12 protein-coding genes and 1 pseudogene are annotated in these 15,539 nt (G+C 50.7%); 8 read left to right on the top strand and 5 right to left on the bottom strand.

Annotated elements, in window-relative coordinates; genetic code table 11:
* Positions 1–15 precede the first annotated feature (15 nt).
* The 3 genes from OSC10802_RS0113695 to OSC10802_RS0113685 form a co-directional block, all read right to left on the bottom strand.
* Positions 16–951 (bottom strand): hypothetical protein, encoded by a 936-nt coding sequence (locus OSC10802_RS0113695; RefSeq protein WP_026098454.1) that lies wholly within the window; start codon positions 949–951, stop codon positions 16–18.
* Between the two features lie 42 nt (positions 952–993).
* Positions 994–2,337, bottom strand: coding sequence for a flippase (locus tag OSC10802_RS0113690; protein WP_017717329.1), 1,344 nt, complete (start codon positions 2,335–2,337; stop codon positions 994–996).
* A 166-nt stretch (positions 2,338–2,503) separates the two neighbouring features.
* Positions 2,504–3,847, bottom strand: a complete 1,344-nt coding sequence (locus OSC10802_RS0113685; RefSeq protein ID WP_017717328.1) for an O-antigen ligase family protein — start codon at positions 3,845–3,847, stop codon at positions 2,504–2,506.
* A 433-nt stretch (positions 3,848–4,280) separates the two neighbouring features.
* On the opposite strand from OSC10802_RS0113685, the gene OSC10802_RS0113675 reads away from it, so the two are divergent.
* Both OSC10802_RS0113675 and OSC10802_RS0113670 read left to right on the top strand, forming a co-directional pair.
* Positions 4,281–5,783 (top strand): SLBB domain-containing protein, encoded by a 1,503-nt coding sequence (locus OSC10802_RS0113675; protein WP_017717326.1) that lies wholly within the window; start codon positions 4,281–4,283, stop codon positions 5,781–5,783.
* A gap of 25 nt (positions 5,784–5,808) precedes the next feature.
* Entirely contained in the window at positions 5,809–8,094 is a 2,286-nt protein-coding gene (locus tag OSC10802_RS0113670) for a GumC family protein (RefSeq protein ID WP_017717325.1), read from the top strand.
* A 160-nt stretch (positions 8,095–8,254) separates the two neighbouring features.
* Here OSC10802_RS0113670 and OSC10802_RS55620 read toward each other — a convergent pair whose 3' ends face one another.
* The gene (locus OSC10802_RS55620) at positions 8,255–8,380 is read right to left on the bottom strand and encodes a hypothetical protein (protein ID WP_255349138.1); all 126 of its coding nucleotides are present in this window, start codon (positions 8,378–8,380) and stop codon (positions 8,255–8,257) included.
* An 89-nt stretch (positions 8,381–8,469) separates the two neighbouring features.
* On the opposite strand from OSC10802_RS55620, the gene OSC10802_RS0113660 reads away from it, so the two are divergent.
* The 4 genes from OSC10802_RS0113660 to OSC10802_RS49750 all read left to right on the top strand — a co-directional run bounded on the left by OSC10802_RS0113660 (position 8,470) and on the right by OSC10802_RS49750 (position 11,870).
* Entirely contained in the window at positions 8,470–10,041 is a 1,572-nt protein-coding gene (locus tag OSC10802_RS0113660; protein WP_017717323.1) for a glycosyltransferase family 39 protein, read from the top strand.
* A 124-nt stretch (positions 10,042–10,165) separates the two neighbouring features.
* Positions 10,166–10,336: a hypothetical protein gene (locus tag OSC10802_RS52935; RefSeq protein WP_017717322.1), complete on the top strand. Its 171-nt coding sequence runs from the start codon at positions 10,166–10,168 to the stop codon at positions 10,334–10,336.
* A 1,054-nt stretch (positions 10,337–11,390) separates the two neighbouring features.
* Positions 11,391–11,591, top strand: coding sequence for a hypothetical protein (locus tag OSC10802_RS0113650; RefSeq protein ID WP_017717321.1), 201 nt, complete (start codon positions 11,391–11,393; stop codon positions 11,589–11,591).
* Positions 11,592–11,600: 9 nt separating this feature from the next.
* On the top strand, positions 11,601–11,870 hold the full coding sequence (locus tag OSC10802_RS49750; protein WP_155967708.1) for a hypothetical protein: 270 nt from the start codon (positions 11,601–11,603) through the stop codon (positions 11,868–11,870).
* Positions 11,871–12,001: 131 nt separating this feature from the next.
* Here the strand turns inward: OSC10802_RS49750 and OSC10802_RS54405 are convergent.
* Positions 12,002–12,778: pseudogene (locus tag OSC10802_RS54405) on the bottom strand (IS4 family transposase); the annotation flags it as partial.
* A gap of 1,001 nt (positions 12,779–13,779) precedes the next feature.
* Here OSC10802_RS54405 and OSC10802_RS0113630 point away from each other — a divergent pair.
* Both OSC10802_RS0113630 and OSC10802_RS54400 read left to right on the top strand, forming a co-directional pair.
* On the top strand, positions 13,780–14,097 hold the full coding sequence (locus tag OSC10802_RS0113630; protein ID WP_017717317.1) for a PPC domain-containing protein: 318 nt from the start codon (positions 13,780–13,782) through the stop codon (positions 14,095–14,097).
* Positions 14,066–15,539: DUF4114 domain-containing protein (locus OSC10802_RS54400; RefSeq protein WP_044170126.1), on the top strand; the 1,474-nt coding region annotated here is incomplete at its 3' end. The genes OSC10802_RS0113630 and OSC10802_RS54400, both read left to right, overlap by 32 nt.

The following is a 15,539-nucleotide window of genomic DNA, read 5'->3' as shown; positions in this document are numbered from 1 at the left end:
GGGAACTAAAAAAAATCAAAGACTTTTTAATCCTAAAATTTTCTTGATTCTCCTTTCGATCCGCCTGAACAAGCTCGGCTTGTAATCGTAATATGTATTCTGTGTGAATCGATCAGCTTGAAAATTTCGGAGCATACAGGGTGGATGTTTTAAAGGAAATGTCATAGCTTGCACCGGCATGTTACTGTACACGCTACTTTCCCCTCCAGTGTGAGTTGCTTCTTGCCCAAATCCCAGATTAGAAACTAAATTAACATCCGGAATTATATGGAGTCCACTTTGAATCCAGCAAGAGAATGTCCACCTAAAACCCCAGTTATTTACTGTGCCGTCATATGAGCATTGAAAGGCGCTGTCCCAAGCTTGGGCTGCATGATAGTCTCCTAATATATTCATCAGAAAATATCCCTCCCGAAGCTTTGGCCATAGCTTCATTTCTATATCATAGTATTGCCATGCCCTGCGCCAACTAGCCCACCCCCAACAGTGGCTGTAAATCGAAAAATAGTAGCTCTCCTCTGTTATGATACGACCAAACTGATAATTAGTTCCTGAGATAGACATCACCCGTTTATCATCTCGATACTTCTCCAGTAGCTCCTCACAAAAGCGGAAGAAGGTAGGATGGGGCAAACAGTCATCCTCCAGGATAATAGCTTCTTCAACTGTATTGAAAACCCAGTCTAAACCAGTGGAAACCCTATCCTTACAGCCTAAATTAATCTCCGAATAATTTTTCAAAACTTCGCAGTCCCAATCAACGCGGTCAATAATCGCACGCACAGCAGCGCACTTTTCCGCTTCCCCGGGGCGATCCTCGCGGGAGCCGTCAGCAATTACTAAAAGCTTGGTTGGTTTAGCTTGGCGAATGGCCTCAAATACTTTCTCAGTGGTATCTGGCCGTTTGAAGATGATGAAGACGACAGGGGTTTTCAACTGCCAATCAGACATGTTAGCATACTCCTCTATTTTACCTAGGCGCAGGAGGGTCATCTAGTTGGATCGCGCTCTTTTCAGTAAATCTTTAATCAGATCGAGCAGGAGCAGCGATCTGGTCTGCTTAATAAAAATCTTTCTCGTTTTTGGATAAAGTGCGTGCGCTCCGTAAGCAGCTACCATTTGGGCGATTACAGTAGCAATCCCTGCCCCCAGACCTCCATAGCTGGGAATTAACAAAAAGTTAAATACCATATTAACAGCAGCACCCACTGCTGCTGTGGCCGCAGAAAACTTCATCAAACCTTCTGTTATTAGTGAAGGGCTTCTTGCTAGCCCCAAAGAGACAAACAGTCCCGCCCAAATGAGAACCGCTAATGAGGGAGCCGATGCCGCGTACTTTTGTCCATACAGGAGTGTGACAATCTGGCCAGAAAAAATGGTAAGGGGGATGGCCACAGAGTAAGATATTAACGACATTATATCAAAAAGTTTTTGCAGCCGCTCCTCATACACAGCTTCACTAATTTCCTTGGCTTTCACAATCGACGGGAAAACGGACTGGACGATGGCCCCGGGAATAAAATACCACAGTTCGGACACTTTCACCGCTGCCGAATAAATTCCCACCTCGGTATTGTCTCTCATCTGCCCCAGCATCACCTGATCTATCCGCATATATATCATAATCACGAAGCCGGACAGAATCAGCGGCCAGCTCTGCACTAGCAGGTACTTGGCCCGGGCAAAACTGAATCGCCAAGCTTTCAGGAAATGGCCCTTTGTGTGATAGGTAATCGCCAGGGCCACCCCTCCCATAGCCTTCTCTGCCGTCAGGGCGCAAGAAAACGCAATTAGCGGCGCTCCCATCTGGATCAGTGCAATCTTGACCCCGTTAATCAGCAAATATGCTGAATTCGTAGACCAAACAGTATATTTTGATTGAACTTGGGACTGAAACCAGAAATCTATGCACTCAAAAGCCATAAAAATTGTCCCTGTTGCTGCAATCCCCACCAACCATTGAGTCAGGGTGTCCTCAGGCTTGAGCAGGACAGCCGTCCCAACCGTTAACAGCAATGTCACGATGCCGCCAAGCAGTTTTAGCACAAAGGCTGTACCGAGAGTTTCCTCCTTGCAGGACGGGTCTTTGGCCAGGTCGCGCACCACGATCTGACCCAACCCCAGGGTAGCAATCGGACTGAACAGCCCCACAAAGGCGATGGCGTAGTTGAGCAGGCCAAATTTTTCCGGTGAGAGATAGCGAGCAACCCAGACCCCAACCAGCAGACCCAGGCCCATCTGTAGGATTTTTTCCCCAAACAGCCAAGCTGTGTTGCTGATAATCTTGCGCAGACCCGGGCTGAACTTTTGACTTACCCTAGTGAGCTTGTCTAACATCTGAATTTTACAATTTGGTACAAAAAAAGTTGAGGACTGGATGAGCGGGCACCAACTGCGCACAGGAACGGCTCTGCCATCACCGGCCCTTTCGGCGGCTGCAGCTTGGCCTGTCCGGTGCGTGCCCCAATTATAGCAAAACTGGTTTCCGGAGCAATTTTCGCGCTTATGTCTTCCCTGCAGTGTCCAGGCTCAAGCGAACTGTTACTACTATATACCAAAACCAAACACTGGACACCGCAAAAACACCGGTTTCGGTAAGGTTCGTCATAAGTATATACGTTAACAGCAGAAGCGGCAGGCCAGCCTCAGGCATTTTAGCGCGAGTCAGATAGACAACTCCCCTAGCAATATTAATGAAGAAGGAAATAACAAATAAGCCTAACCCCACCCACCCCAAGTCACAGGCCAAATCTAAAAAGCCGTTGTGAGAGTGGGGGGGCTTAAATTGGCTTTTAACTATTATAATGTTAGCAGCAGGATTGTCAATACCTCGCCAAGGTTGCCAAAAGCCACCCACCCCATAGCCTAGTAATGGACGCTGGTTTATCTTATCAACTATCTGGGGCCAAAATTCCGTGCGCCCAGTCAGCGTCATATCCTTCCCGAGACCATCTACAACAATTGCCTCCAAGTTGTTTAATATCACCATCCCCAAAGAAATGCTTACTATGAGAAAAAGTATGAAGGACACAAAAGCCACCCTGACCGGCATTTTTTTGATCCCCCCAAGATAGCCCCACAGGCTAAATAATACAAGAACTAAAACTTTACTCGCCCCACTCCCTCCTTTTTGCAGACCAATCAATGCCAGCATAAATATAATAATAGAAAAATTTCGCTGCTTCGGTGAATATATGGCGTGCACAAGCCACAAAACAGCAGTTTGAGCCATGAAAAATGAAAACTGGTTTTTGTGACCCAATATACCCGTCCAATTCCCCTCAGCAGTTGGCGAGGTTTTTGTCAGACTGTATAGAAGCACAAATAAGTTTACATATCGGATAAAAGGATAGAGTTCATCCCACTTGTTTTGCTTGCCAATATAAATAGCTACTCCAGCTGTTTCTAAAATAACCAAACTAGCTTTAATAGTGTGTGTTGGGGTGTCAGACCAAAAAAACGATAGGCTGATAAGGGATAAAATAACTGCCAGGTATGGGGCGGATATAATTACGCTCACTCCTACTTGAAGTAGGTTTTTAAACGTCTGGCTAAGTCGGGGAGACAAAATAATAAGAAATACCGCATATATGCCGAGCTGCATAATTATAGTCATCGGCGTGGTATTAAAATTAGCAAGGTTTTGGGGGTGCAACTTCTTGAAAGGCATTACTGTTACCCCAGTAGCACCGGATATTGCAAACAGAAATATGCCCGCAAAAAATCTACCCAATCCTAAAGACATCCTGGGGTTTTTCGCTGCAGCATTATATGTTAGCAATATATAAATAGCCGACATACCTATTATAATAGATAGGAGAAAAGGATCTTTAAGAATTTCTTTCATAACCCCGGGCCCTCATCCTGTAAATTGGGGAAATCATCGGCGACAATTATGATAGGAGTAATAAAGGAGGCTGGCTCGCATGCTAGCCCTAACCCCCCCTTCTCTACCGGCTCGCTCACTGCTATGCACGCTTTGCGCACGCCCCGTAAAATGCTAGCAATTTCCAGGGGAAACGCCAAGAGAGAATCCCTGACCGCGCAAGGGTTGGGGAAAAAGGTATATGCTCGATCCCGCTGCGCCATTAGTTGCGAGGAACCACGGCGCAGTTTGTCAGGGAGAGTCAAGCCGGTCTATCTTGAGGCCACTTGACGCACTCCTTACAGTGTACCCTATTTCACCGGCCCGAGAACGGTGCGCCACTGCCTGTGGCCCCAAGTTGGCAGTTTCCTCCAGAGGAGGTTAAATTGAAAGAATCAAGCAAAGGATGTAGCGTATGGTCGGTGCAGGTTTCCCTAAACCCATCACCCAACCGGTTGCGGCTCTGACCGTCATGGCATTCATGGCCACATCTGGCCCATCTCCTGTCCTGGCTCAGCTGCCAACTGTGCCAAACTCTCCCCCAGCACCACCTAATGCTAGCCCGGCCCAACAGCCGCCGGGAACGTACACCTTAGGAGGCGGTGACAACATCCGCATTGATGTATTCGACTTGCCCCAGTTCAGTGGCGAGTACCAGATTCCGGCAGGTGGCGCAATACAGCTGCCCCTGATTGGCAGCATATCCGTCCAGGGCCTGACACTGGAGGAGGCTGCCAATGCTGTTTCAGCCGCCTACTCACGCTTCCTCAAACGTCCCCTGATTACGGTGAGCCTCCAGGCCACACGTCCTTTAAATATCTGGATTTCCGGGGAGGTGAACCGTCCAGGCTCCTACTCACTCCCCCTGGCATCCGGCGGCGGCAACAGACCTTCGGTTCAATTCCCAACTTTGGTGCAGGCCCTTGAAAAGGCTCTGGGTGTTACCCTAGCCGCCGATATTCGCAGGGTGCAGCTGCGCAGGCGGCCCGGATTAGGGCCAGAGCAAGTCATCTCTTTCGACCTCCAGCAATACCTGCAGACCGGCAATCTGACTCAAGACATCACCTTGCGGGATGGGGACGCCATCTTTGTGCCCACGGCAACCAGCATCAACCTGGGAGAAGCACGCCAACTAGCAGATGCTAGCTTCGCCACCCCCGTAGACCAACCTCGCAATGTGGCTGTGTTGGGGGAAGTATTCCGTCCAGGCAACTATGTCTTGCTCGGAGGAAACACGACAGTGGACATCAGAAACGCTGGGCTGCCAACGGTGACACGGGCCATTCAGCTGGCTGGGGGTATCAAGCCACTGGCTAATATTCGCCAGGTTCAGATACGCCGGCCCACAAAAGCCGGTGCCGAACAAATCTTTAATGTGGACCTGTGGCAGCTGTTGCAGACGGGGGATGTCAATCAAGACACCATCGTTCAAAGCGGAGATTCAATTCTCGTTCCCACTGCAACTGCGGTAAACCCGGCAGAAATAACTCAATTAGCTGAGGCTAGCTTTTCTCCCCCTGTGATTCAAGTGAGTGTAATAGGAGAAGTTAGAGGTCCCGGAGTGCTGAGAGTCCCACCGAACACAACCTTGAATCAAGCGCTGCTAACAGCGGGAGGATTCTCGCCCGGTCGAGCTCAGAAGGAGTCTGTGGAACTGATTCGCCTCAATTTTGATGGCACGGTTTCTAAACGCACTGTGGAAATCGATCTTGCCCAAGGAATCAGTGAGGGAACCAATCCCGTAATGCGCAATAACGACATAATAGTCGTAAGACGAACTGGCATGACCCGGTTCGTGGACAGCGTGAACGCTGCAGTAAATCCTACAGCTTCGGGCGTACTGGCACTGTTCAGCATTCCTAATGTAGTTTTGGGGCTGCTTAACAATTTGGGAATTATTAAGCTGAATACCAATTAATTTTCAGGGAGGAGATAAAAAAAACATGGATACAGACTACCAGTTTCAGCCAATTTCCAGCAAGCGGAATGGCCAGCAGCCTCGCTCCTTGCCTCAGCTCTCCCCACCGGCTGTCGAAGAAAGTGACCAGCAAACGCTGGACATGGCTTGGCTGTTTGGTGTCGTGCGCCGCAGAGCACTGGTCATGGCCGGCGTGGCGATCGCCATGACCGCGCTCGCCAGCAGCGTCATCATCTATAAATCGAAGAAGATTGTTAGAGTGTATGAAGGCGCGTTTAGGGTCCTGGTTGAGCCGGTCACTGCTGAAGGCCGGTTGGCTAGGCTCTACTTGCAGGCTCAAAGCGTTAATGAAGGGGTGGCAGACCTGAGCAAAATAGGCTCCTCGGTCGAAGAAACAAGTTTGGTGGATTACCAAACTCAAATTCGGGTTTTAAAAAGCCCAGAAATTCTGACACCCCTGGTAGAAAAGATGAAAGCAAAGTATCCAGACATTAGTTATAAATCCCTGGTGTCAGCGCTGATGATTAGCCGTGTCAATTATGAAAGAGATGGGAAACAAGCTGGCACAAAACTTCTAGATGTCCGCTACCAAGAGGAAGATCCGAAAAAAATAAAATGGGTCTTGGAGCAAGTGGCTGACTATTACCTAAATTACATCACACAAGAGCGCCTGACAACCATCAATCAGGCAATAAAGTTTATAGACTCCCAGCTTCCAAAACTGCAGGAGCGAGTGGATCAACTCCAAGGACAGATGCAAAAGCTGCGGCAGGAGTCCCGCCTAACCCTTCCTGAAATAACCAGCAGAAGCCAGGCCGATCAAGTGAGCATTCTGCAGACGCGGCGAATCGACGTTCAGGCTCAACTCGCTGAGGCAAGACAGTTTTACCAGAATGCAAAACAGCAGCTAGATAGCGGCAACATTATCGGACTACTAGCGATAAACCCAAAGGCTTACGAAACCTTAATAGCACAGCTAAATGCAGTAGAAGCTCAAATGGCAGCAGATTCAGCCCAATTTCGTGAAGACAGCCCGCCCATGCAGAATTTGCGGGAAAAGCAGCAAAATTTGCGCCTCCTGCTGCAGCGAGAAGCTGAAAGATCCGTCAAAAATATTGCAGACCAAGTAGAGCAACTAGAGGCTCGCGAGAAAGTCCTGGCCGAACAAGAGGACTCTCTAAATCAACAAATCACACAATTTCCAACCGTCCTGCGCCAGTACGGCGATTTAGACAGAGAACTGTCCGTGGCAACGGATAGCCTGAAGCTATTTTTAGAAAAGCGAGAGGCCCTGCAGCTCGGTGCCGCCCAGCAGCAAGTGAACTGGCAAATCATTGCCAAGCCCGATATCATCCGCGATGAAACAGGCCAGCCAGTGTCTATTACCGTTAAACAAACTTCCCGCCAGCTAGCTATCGCCGTGATCCTGTGCACCCTGTTGGGCATCGGGGTCGGTTTCCTCGTAGAGGTTCTCAACACCGTCTTCCACACCCCCGAAGAAGTGAAAGGCGCAACTAAACTGCCCCTACTGGGGGTGATTCCTTTGGCCAAGGGACTCGATAAAATCGCTCCTGTCCCAGAGGCTGCCGGTGTGGCCCCCGCCTCTGGCCGCACTCTCTTGCTCGGCAAGGCCCGCAAGGCGGTGCCGTACACCAGCTCTCCCCTTTTGGAAGCTTTCCGCTCTCTCTACACCAATATCCGTTTGCTGAGCCCTCAGATGCCTGTCCGCTCTCTGGCCATCGGCTCCGCCGCACCCGGAGATGGTAAATCTACTGTTGCTATCCACCTGGCCAAGACCGCAGCCGCAATCGGTCAGCGCGTCTTGCTGGTGGACGCCGATCTGCGCCGGCCTCAGCTCCACACCCGGTTGGGCATACCCAACGTCCGGGGGCTCAGCGATGCCATCATTTCAGACATCGGTCTCAATGATGTTATCCAGCGCTCCCACAGCGTCTGGTCAGAAGAATTGCCCGGAGAGGACAACCTCTTTGTCCTGACTGCCGGCCCGATCCCTAATGACCCGATCAAACTCCTCTCATCCAAAAAGATGCTCTATCTCATGGAGCAATTTCAAGCCTTTTTTGACTTGGTAATCTACGACACACCCCCCCTCGCGGGCCTCTCAGACGGAAACATCCTAGCCGCTCACACAGATGGCATGGTCATGGTTGTCGGGCTTGACAAAACAGACCGCTCTATGGTAGATAAAGCACTCGATGGATTAAAAATTTCTGGAGCCTCAGTCTTAGGTGTAGTGGCCAATGGCGCTAAAGGGTACACCCCTAGAGCCTCCGCTTCCTATCACCGCTAGTCACATCGAAGCAGGCACCGCATCCCTGCGCCAGATCGAGCGGGCAAAAACCCCAGACCCCATGCCAATCAGGGCAGATTTTCCACCGGCGAATCGTGGGTGAGTTCCCGTTGGACACGACACTCGACTTGCCGCGCATCTACGAACGCCGGTGTCGCCTCTAATGCGGCGCTCGGTCCGCACCGCCGCCACCAGGTTCCCCCCGCTCCCCCAGCTGCGCCTGCAGACTGGCCCCATGCCCTCTGATTGCCAATCCGCAGTTTACAGCTGATATAGCAGCAGTCATATTGGTTAGGACCAGAAGAGCGGGGGAGCTTTTGGAGCGGGGGAGCTTTTGGAGCCGGAATGTCCTCACCTAAGTGGCTACTGCTATACATGACAAGCAAATTACGGCTTCTAATCGCCGTCCTGTTGGCCGTCGGAATATTTTTCCGATTTTTCAATCTGGACGGAAAATTCTACTGGTACGATGAAGTTTTTACCTCATTGCGGATTTCTGGCTACACCGAGGCAGAAGCAGTTCAGCAAGTCGCCCGGGGTCAGGTAATAACCATCGAAGACTTACAGAAATATCAGCGCCCCAATCCAGAAAAAAGCGTCACCGATACCATTAAGGGACTGGCGCAAGAAGAACCTCAGCTGACGCCCCTCTATTTTGTGATAGCGCGATTCTGGGTTCAGGGTTTTGGCCATTCTGTGGCCGTCACGAGGAGTTTGTCTGCCCTGATCAGTTTGCTAGCATTTCCTTGCATCTACTGGCTGTGCTTAGAATTATTTCAGTCCTCTCTGACCGGCTGGGTCGCCTGCGCACTTCTAGCCGTTTCCCCCTTCCACGTGCTGTACGCTCAAGAAGCCCGACCCTACAGTTTGTGGACAGTAACAGTCCTGCTAGCAAACGCCTCACTCCTCCGAGCGATGCGGCTTAAACGAGTCTCCAGTTGGGGCATCTATGCCGCTACAGTTTCCCTGGGACTTTACACTCATTTTTTGTCCGTGCTGGTTGTAATTGGACATGGAATATATGTCGGGTTCGGCGAACGCTGGCGAGTGAGTGCGAGGGGAACTGCCTTCCTGCTAGCCTCTGGCGCTGCGCTACTAACTTTCCTGCCTTGGATTGCCATCGCCATCGCTAACTCAGCAAAAGTTGCTACTACAACAAGCTGGCTTGGCCTCCAAACCAATGTTCAGTTTTTGATAATAAACTGGGCGGCTAATATCAGCCGCCTTTTTTTTGATTTTGGCCTGAAATCTGACGCCCCATTAATATATCTTATCCCCCTCATTCCAGGCATTTTAATTATATTAGCTCTCCTCGCCTGTGCGATTTATTGTCTCTGCCGCCACACCCCCAAACACATTTGGCTCTTTATCCTGACCTCGATCGCTGTAACGGCGCTAGCCCTAATCCTGCCAGATATAATTTGGGGAGGTATCCGCTCAACCAAGAGCCGGTATCTCCTCCCTTCTTATTTAGGTCTTCAGCTTGCTGTTGCTTACTTCTTCGCCACTAAACTCAGCTCCTGGAACAGCCGGCGACAGAAGCTGTGGCAAATACTCGCGGTTGCGCTGCTATCGAGTGGAGTCCTCTCCTGTGCGATTAGTTCCCAAGCCGACACCTGGTGGAATAAGGAATGGGGATATTACAATCCAAAAATCGCTCGCATCATCAACCAAGCACCTGCCCCTCTGGTGATAAGCAACCTCTCTGAAGCCAGTCTCGGTAATGTGGTTTCTCTCAGCTATCTGCTCAACCATAACTCTCGGTTTCAGCTGGCAGTTAACCCAAACACACCTAAGATTTCTCCCGAGTTCACAAACGTCTTTGTCTACAGACCTTCCCTGACTTTCCGCACCCAAATTTTGGAAGTCAATCCGAATTCTAAGATAGAGCCGATTTACCCAAAAAAGCCGAGAATCTGGCTGTGGAAATTAGTCAAAATCTCCTGAGCCATTTAGATTCAGTTTCTCGCTCGCAGGTCAAGACTTATGGCCAGCCGGCACTTGCAGCTAATTTTGCTGTATCCCCCTTTTGTCTTCCCCGGGGTCAAAGCCCGATCTGTCGTTGTCTGAAATGACGCAAATTCGTCAAATTGCCCCAAAGCGACAGGAGAGGGATAACGCACGCAAAGAGCTTATTTACAAACCTGGGATGCTCCCCCTGACGCTTTACCAAACTGCGAAGTCAGGCAGATGTCGCGTCATGTCCGGGCTGGCCGTACTGATGTGCGGTCAGCTTCAATAACCTGCTACCGGCGGATCTGTCTGACCGGCGCGGTGGCGGAACCTTAAGGATATTCGCTTCCTTTGCTAATCTATGAGCAGCTTTCCCTGTCTCAGTGGGGCAGCCTCCGGGAGCAGGAGAGCCGGCACCCCTACCTTTATAGCAGTATGCACTTAGGTTAGAACATTAGACCTTCAGGGCAGCCAGACGCTGGCCTACGTCTATATTCCAGTAGTAATATGGGTTAGGACAATAGGAGCAGGACTGGGGGGGTGCAAAAGAGGCCGAAATGTACGAACCTAAGTGCCTAGTGCTATACCCACAGCAACCCAAGCGGGGTGCAGCGCACAGCAAAACAGCCGATTGCCTCAGCCACCTGTGTTTTTGCCAATGCTATCATGCCAGCTTCTAGGTGCTGCCGGCTCAAGTGCCCGGTGCGATATTGGGCGTGCGGCAACTTTATATTCGGAGCTTACAATTAATAAGGCTAATATCGAGAGCGGCTTTCTCTGTTTCTGTGGGGCAGCCCCCAGTAGCGAGAGCGCCGGCACCCCCAGCGTTACCCACAGTTACCCAAGGGGGCTGTAGCGCACAGCAATCACAGCCGGTTGCCTCACCCACCAGTGTTTTTGCGAATGCTACCATGCCGGCTTCTTGGTGTTGCCGGCTCAAGTGCCCGGTGTTGGGCGTGCGGCAACTTTACATCCGGAGCCTGCAATTAATAACGCTCAACTCAACGAAGGTAATTGGTCTGAAGCCCTCAGAGGCAGACATCAGCCACCCCAAACACTGGTGTCGCCTATTTGCAAGGACTCAAATCAGCTACGCAGATGATTCCTCTCACCAACCTTAAACGACTGAAATCACAAAACCTCAGGATTTATGTCACTGGTCAGGGCGATGTGAATCACAAAATGAAAGGATTAATATCACAGTAGCTGAAGACTTCAACCCTCAAAATAGATGTATATTATCGCCCCTGCGCAACTGGTTCCATCGCCCAGGCTCATGGGGAAACCGCCCAAATTACTAAGATCGCCCGGTGTCTTGGAAATAACCACTTTCCGTAAGAACAATGCAATTTCCCAACTATCTCTACCAAGTCACGCTCGAAGAACTGTACGGTCAGGTCATGTTCTCTAATGTCGTAACTCGCACTGACCGGCAACTGCTCAAGGCTGCACTACTAAAGGGCTCCCTTAGCGAAAATGAACACGACATCATCAACCGGCTGATCTACAACGTGCGCCGGGGATGGGTGAGGATTGTGGATTGAGATTGTGGATTGAAATGCCTGAAGTCCCCAGTCGGTGCCCTGCCGGCATTCTTGCCCCTTTCAGATTGGCACCGGCCCGCTGCGCCTTCCATCAGGCCGGCACGCTCCAAGTTGGCCCCACTCAGGGACGCCGGCGCGGGGGCAACCCTTGTGATCGCCTCCCTCAATTCCAGTGGGCCCACTGAGAAAAGTCAGCAGTTGCTGCGCCCCAGCAGCGCTCCCCTCTCACAAGCATCGAGAGCGCCGGCTCATTATGCCGGCAAAACCCATCGCCCCTGACTTTTGCATTTGGTCGCCGGGAAAAAATACTATCTATGTCAACCTGGCATAACAGCTGTAGCACTGATCTCGCCAAACCAACCGGTTTTCCCATCGCCAGTAGGGGCGGGGGAACTCCCATTGGTGTCAACTTAAGGAGCCTCGCCCCAGATTTCAGCAGCGCGAGCGACATTATCTCGATGACGCTTGCGCTCCTGCAATACCTGCCCTAAAAGTTTGTGACGTTCCACTAGATAGCTAAGTAACTCACAATCTGAATCCCGCAAAGCATGCTTGAGCATAATGGTACAAACCCCGAAACACCATCTCGACCGAGATCCGTTCCAAAGGTTAATTGAGGGCCAGGGCCACTTGCAGGCACAAGTCATTGAGAACAGCGTATAAAATCCAAGTAGCAAAGATTTGAATTTGAATCCCATTGCTATCCCCCATCCAGAGATAGGCTAACCCTAAAAGACGTTTAGTCAACAAAAAAGCATCCTCAATACGCCAGCGACGCCTATATAATTCACACACCTGCTGCGGAGATAAAAACTTCGGGTTATGTACGTTTGTAAGATAATTGTACCAAGCTTGACCCCACCACACCGAAACTAAGCGGACGGGATGCTTGCAGGGATTAGAACGATATTGCCCCATTGGGATAATCTCATCCCTGTAGTGTAACTCGACAGGCAGCGGATGACACGCTAATCTGCTCTCTCCCTCAGCCGGGTGACAAAAAATTTTTGTTCATTGGTAAAGGCATCAAACCCAGGAAACTTAAAAAAGCCTAAATCGAAAATCAGTAGTCCCCCCACTGGGAGCCAGTTCAGCAATTGGTCGGTGAACTTTTTCTCATTGGCTGCCGCATCTTCGGTATACCATACACTTACCGGACAGTGGTTTCTGGCTGACACCACCATCATCTATAAATCCAGCCAAAACCCCAAGTCAGTGTCTCCCGAAAAAGAGTGAATTTTATCTTGAACTTGGACAGAAAGGAGGTTATTGACACCGGCTTTCTATATTAGCGTGATGCTTCACGCAAAATATCGCTATAGTCTGCTTTGCAGGAGAGGCTTGGGCCCAGTTTTCGTAGCTTCTCGTGCCGCCGGCACTCCCACGCGAAGGGCAACTGCCCCGCTCGGGAGACGCTTTGGCCCAGTTTTCGCAGCTTCTCGTGCCGCCGGCACTGCGAGGCGAAGGGTAACTGCCCCGATGAGGAGAGGCTTTGGCCCAATTTTCGCAGCTCCCCCTCTTTTTGCTTAAGTTGACACCGATGCCCCCCGTGGCCGGCCTCCTAACACCGGCGCGGACCGGGCACCAGACCGCCCTGTCATCCTTTCGGGACAGTCGCGACGGGAGTTGCCCCTACCATCCCTGCCGCCGTGCAGCAGCGCTATAGACGCGCCGCGCCTGCGGTCGATGGCCCTTTAGACAGGTGCTCTAGCGGCAAGAGCTGATTGAGAAGAGTCTTTTTTAAGAGATTCCCCCTTGACACCGGCACCTTTTGGGTGTTATGCAGCAGTGTGCCGGCTGGCATGGCGGGCGGCTATAGAAATTTCTAATAATTCCGCTTAAGAATTATTTAATTTTTTAATGATTCCGCCCTCAGGCGTGCTAAAAACGCTCCCTCAGGGGGTGCGGAGGGGGTGCCGGTGCGGGGTATATTTCTAATTTACGGCTGTTTAATCATAACAAAGACCGGGGCTTCAGGCGCTCACCCGCAAAGATTAGAAATACTAATCAAAAAGATAAATTATTAAAATCCCAGGGTCAGAGGGGGAGAGCGCAGAAGTTTGACAGCCAAAAAAAAACTCGCTACAGTAAAAAACAAGTCAGCCGCTCCCGACAGGTGTGACGGAGAGATTCGAGCAGTTACTGACACTGCAACTTGATGGTGCGTACTTTGCAGGTGAGGTGAGTGATGTCCGACTTCAACATTGGCTCGTTAGACAGCAGCTCCACATATGTCGGCAATGTATTGAGCGCCGACCCAACAGACATTTACCGGCTTACTCTGGACGCACCGGGGAGTTTCAGTCTGTCTGTGGGCGAATTGAGCGCCGATGCCGATATAAAATTGCTGGACAGCACCGGCTCTGTACTGCGCACATCATCTAATAGCGGAACAAGTCCAGAAGTGATTAATGCCGATGCCTTAATTGCGGGGGACTACTCGATTGAAATCTCTCGGGTGAGCGGCGACGTATATGCTGGAAGTGAGTCCCAAAACCAACACTGACCCGCTCACAGGTCAGTCACTATCCCCTAGCAATAATAACCCCTTTGAGTCGGGAGTGTTTAAAGTAGGCCCAACAGGTAAAGTCGATATAAGTTATCTATTTGATGGCGGCTTCTATGAGGGAGAGGTAGGCATCTTTAACCTAAAGGGCATGTCGGCTTTCCTGAACGATTACAGTGCCTTTGCCAAAGAAGCCGCGCGGCGGGCGCTGAGTAATTCTTCTGAGGGGCATACCGTCATCTCTGACTTCACAGAAGGGGCTAAGTTGGCCGGGATTTTGGGGGCTGAGCCGCAAAATTGGAATAAGGGGACATATCAGGGCGTCAAGACAGTATCTATGAATCCCGGGGATGAGTTTGGGATTATATTAGCCCCCCGGAATAGGATACAGGATGTCTTTAACAATCCGGCACTGACCGGCACGCGACGCCCCCTGTTTTCATTAGCCACAGCTGACCCCAGGGATGCTTTCAATTCAGGGCAAATAGCTGATGTCACCGGCACTGGTTACGCTTTCGCTTTTGAAGATATGCAGGTGAATGCCGGTGCGGATAAGGATTACAACGATGTGATGTTTCAGGTCGCCGGTGCGACGGGCACAGCCCCATCGGTAAATAATGTAATTGTACCATCCCTAGACTGGCGCGGGACAGTTTTGGGGGGACAAATTTTAGATGAAATCAATTCAGCGGACACCGAACCGCCAGAAATTGCGGCATATCTAGAGAACGATACGGGTGAGGAGTCTGCAGATGGGATTACCTCTGACCCGGCGATTGCGGGTACTGTTATTGATGTCAGCGGGATTTTCAGCTTGCGTGCCGGTTTTGAAGGGATGCCGGTGGAGAGTTTTACTGAGATTGCCAGCCGTCTCAATGAGGATGGAACGTTTTTATTAGACCGCGACGCCTTAGAGGAAATATTTGGCGGGGCGCTGCCAGAGGGAAGTCACGCCCTTTATTTGCGGGCGATAGATGAAAATGGCAATGTGTCGGAGTTTAAGGGGATTCGCTTCACCCTTGAGCCGGCGGCGACCAATGATTCAGGCAGTGCTGTCAGTGAAGTAGAATTTAGTGTGGCGCTGGCTCAAATCTATGGGTTAGATCCTTATCCCGATGCGGTTTCTCTGCCGGTTGGGGGGACTCGGCAATTGTCGGTGAAGGTAAACGGATTATCCAATTCGTCTAACTTAAACACTGATGAGTCGGGGACGCGATATGAGGTGAGTGACCCCTCAGTTTTGAGCGTGAGTGAGGACGGTTTAGTTACTGCATTGAAGTCGGGGGACGCCACTGTAACGGTTAGCAACGGTTCTGCGGTGGAAGTTATTCCAATACGGGTAGAAAATCCGCAACTCGGACCGGCAACTTTGGGAGATACTGGGGGTGTGGTGCGAGCTTCTGATGGCTCGATGGTAATGGTGGCTCCTGGCGCTCTAGAAG

The organism is Kamptonema formosum PCC 10802, from assembly GCF_000332335.1.
GTDB lineage: Bacteria > Cyanobacteriota > Cyanobacteriia > Cyanobacteriales > Oscillatoriaceae > Oscillatoria.
The sequence above is the reverse complement of the archived record's forward strand: the minus strand, read 5'-3'. Positions and strand labels throughout refer to the sequence as shown.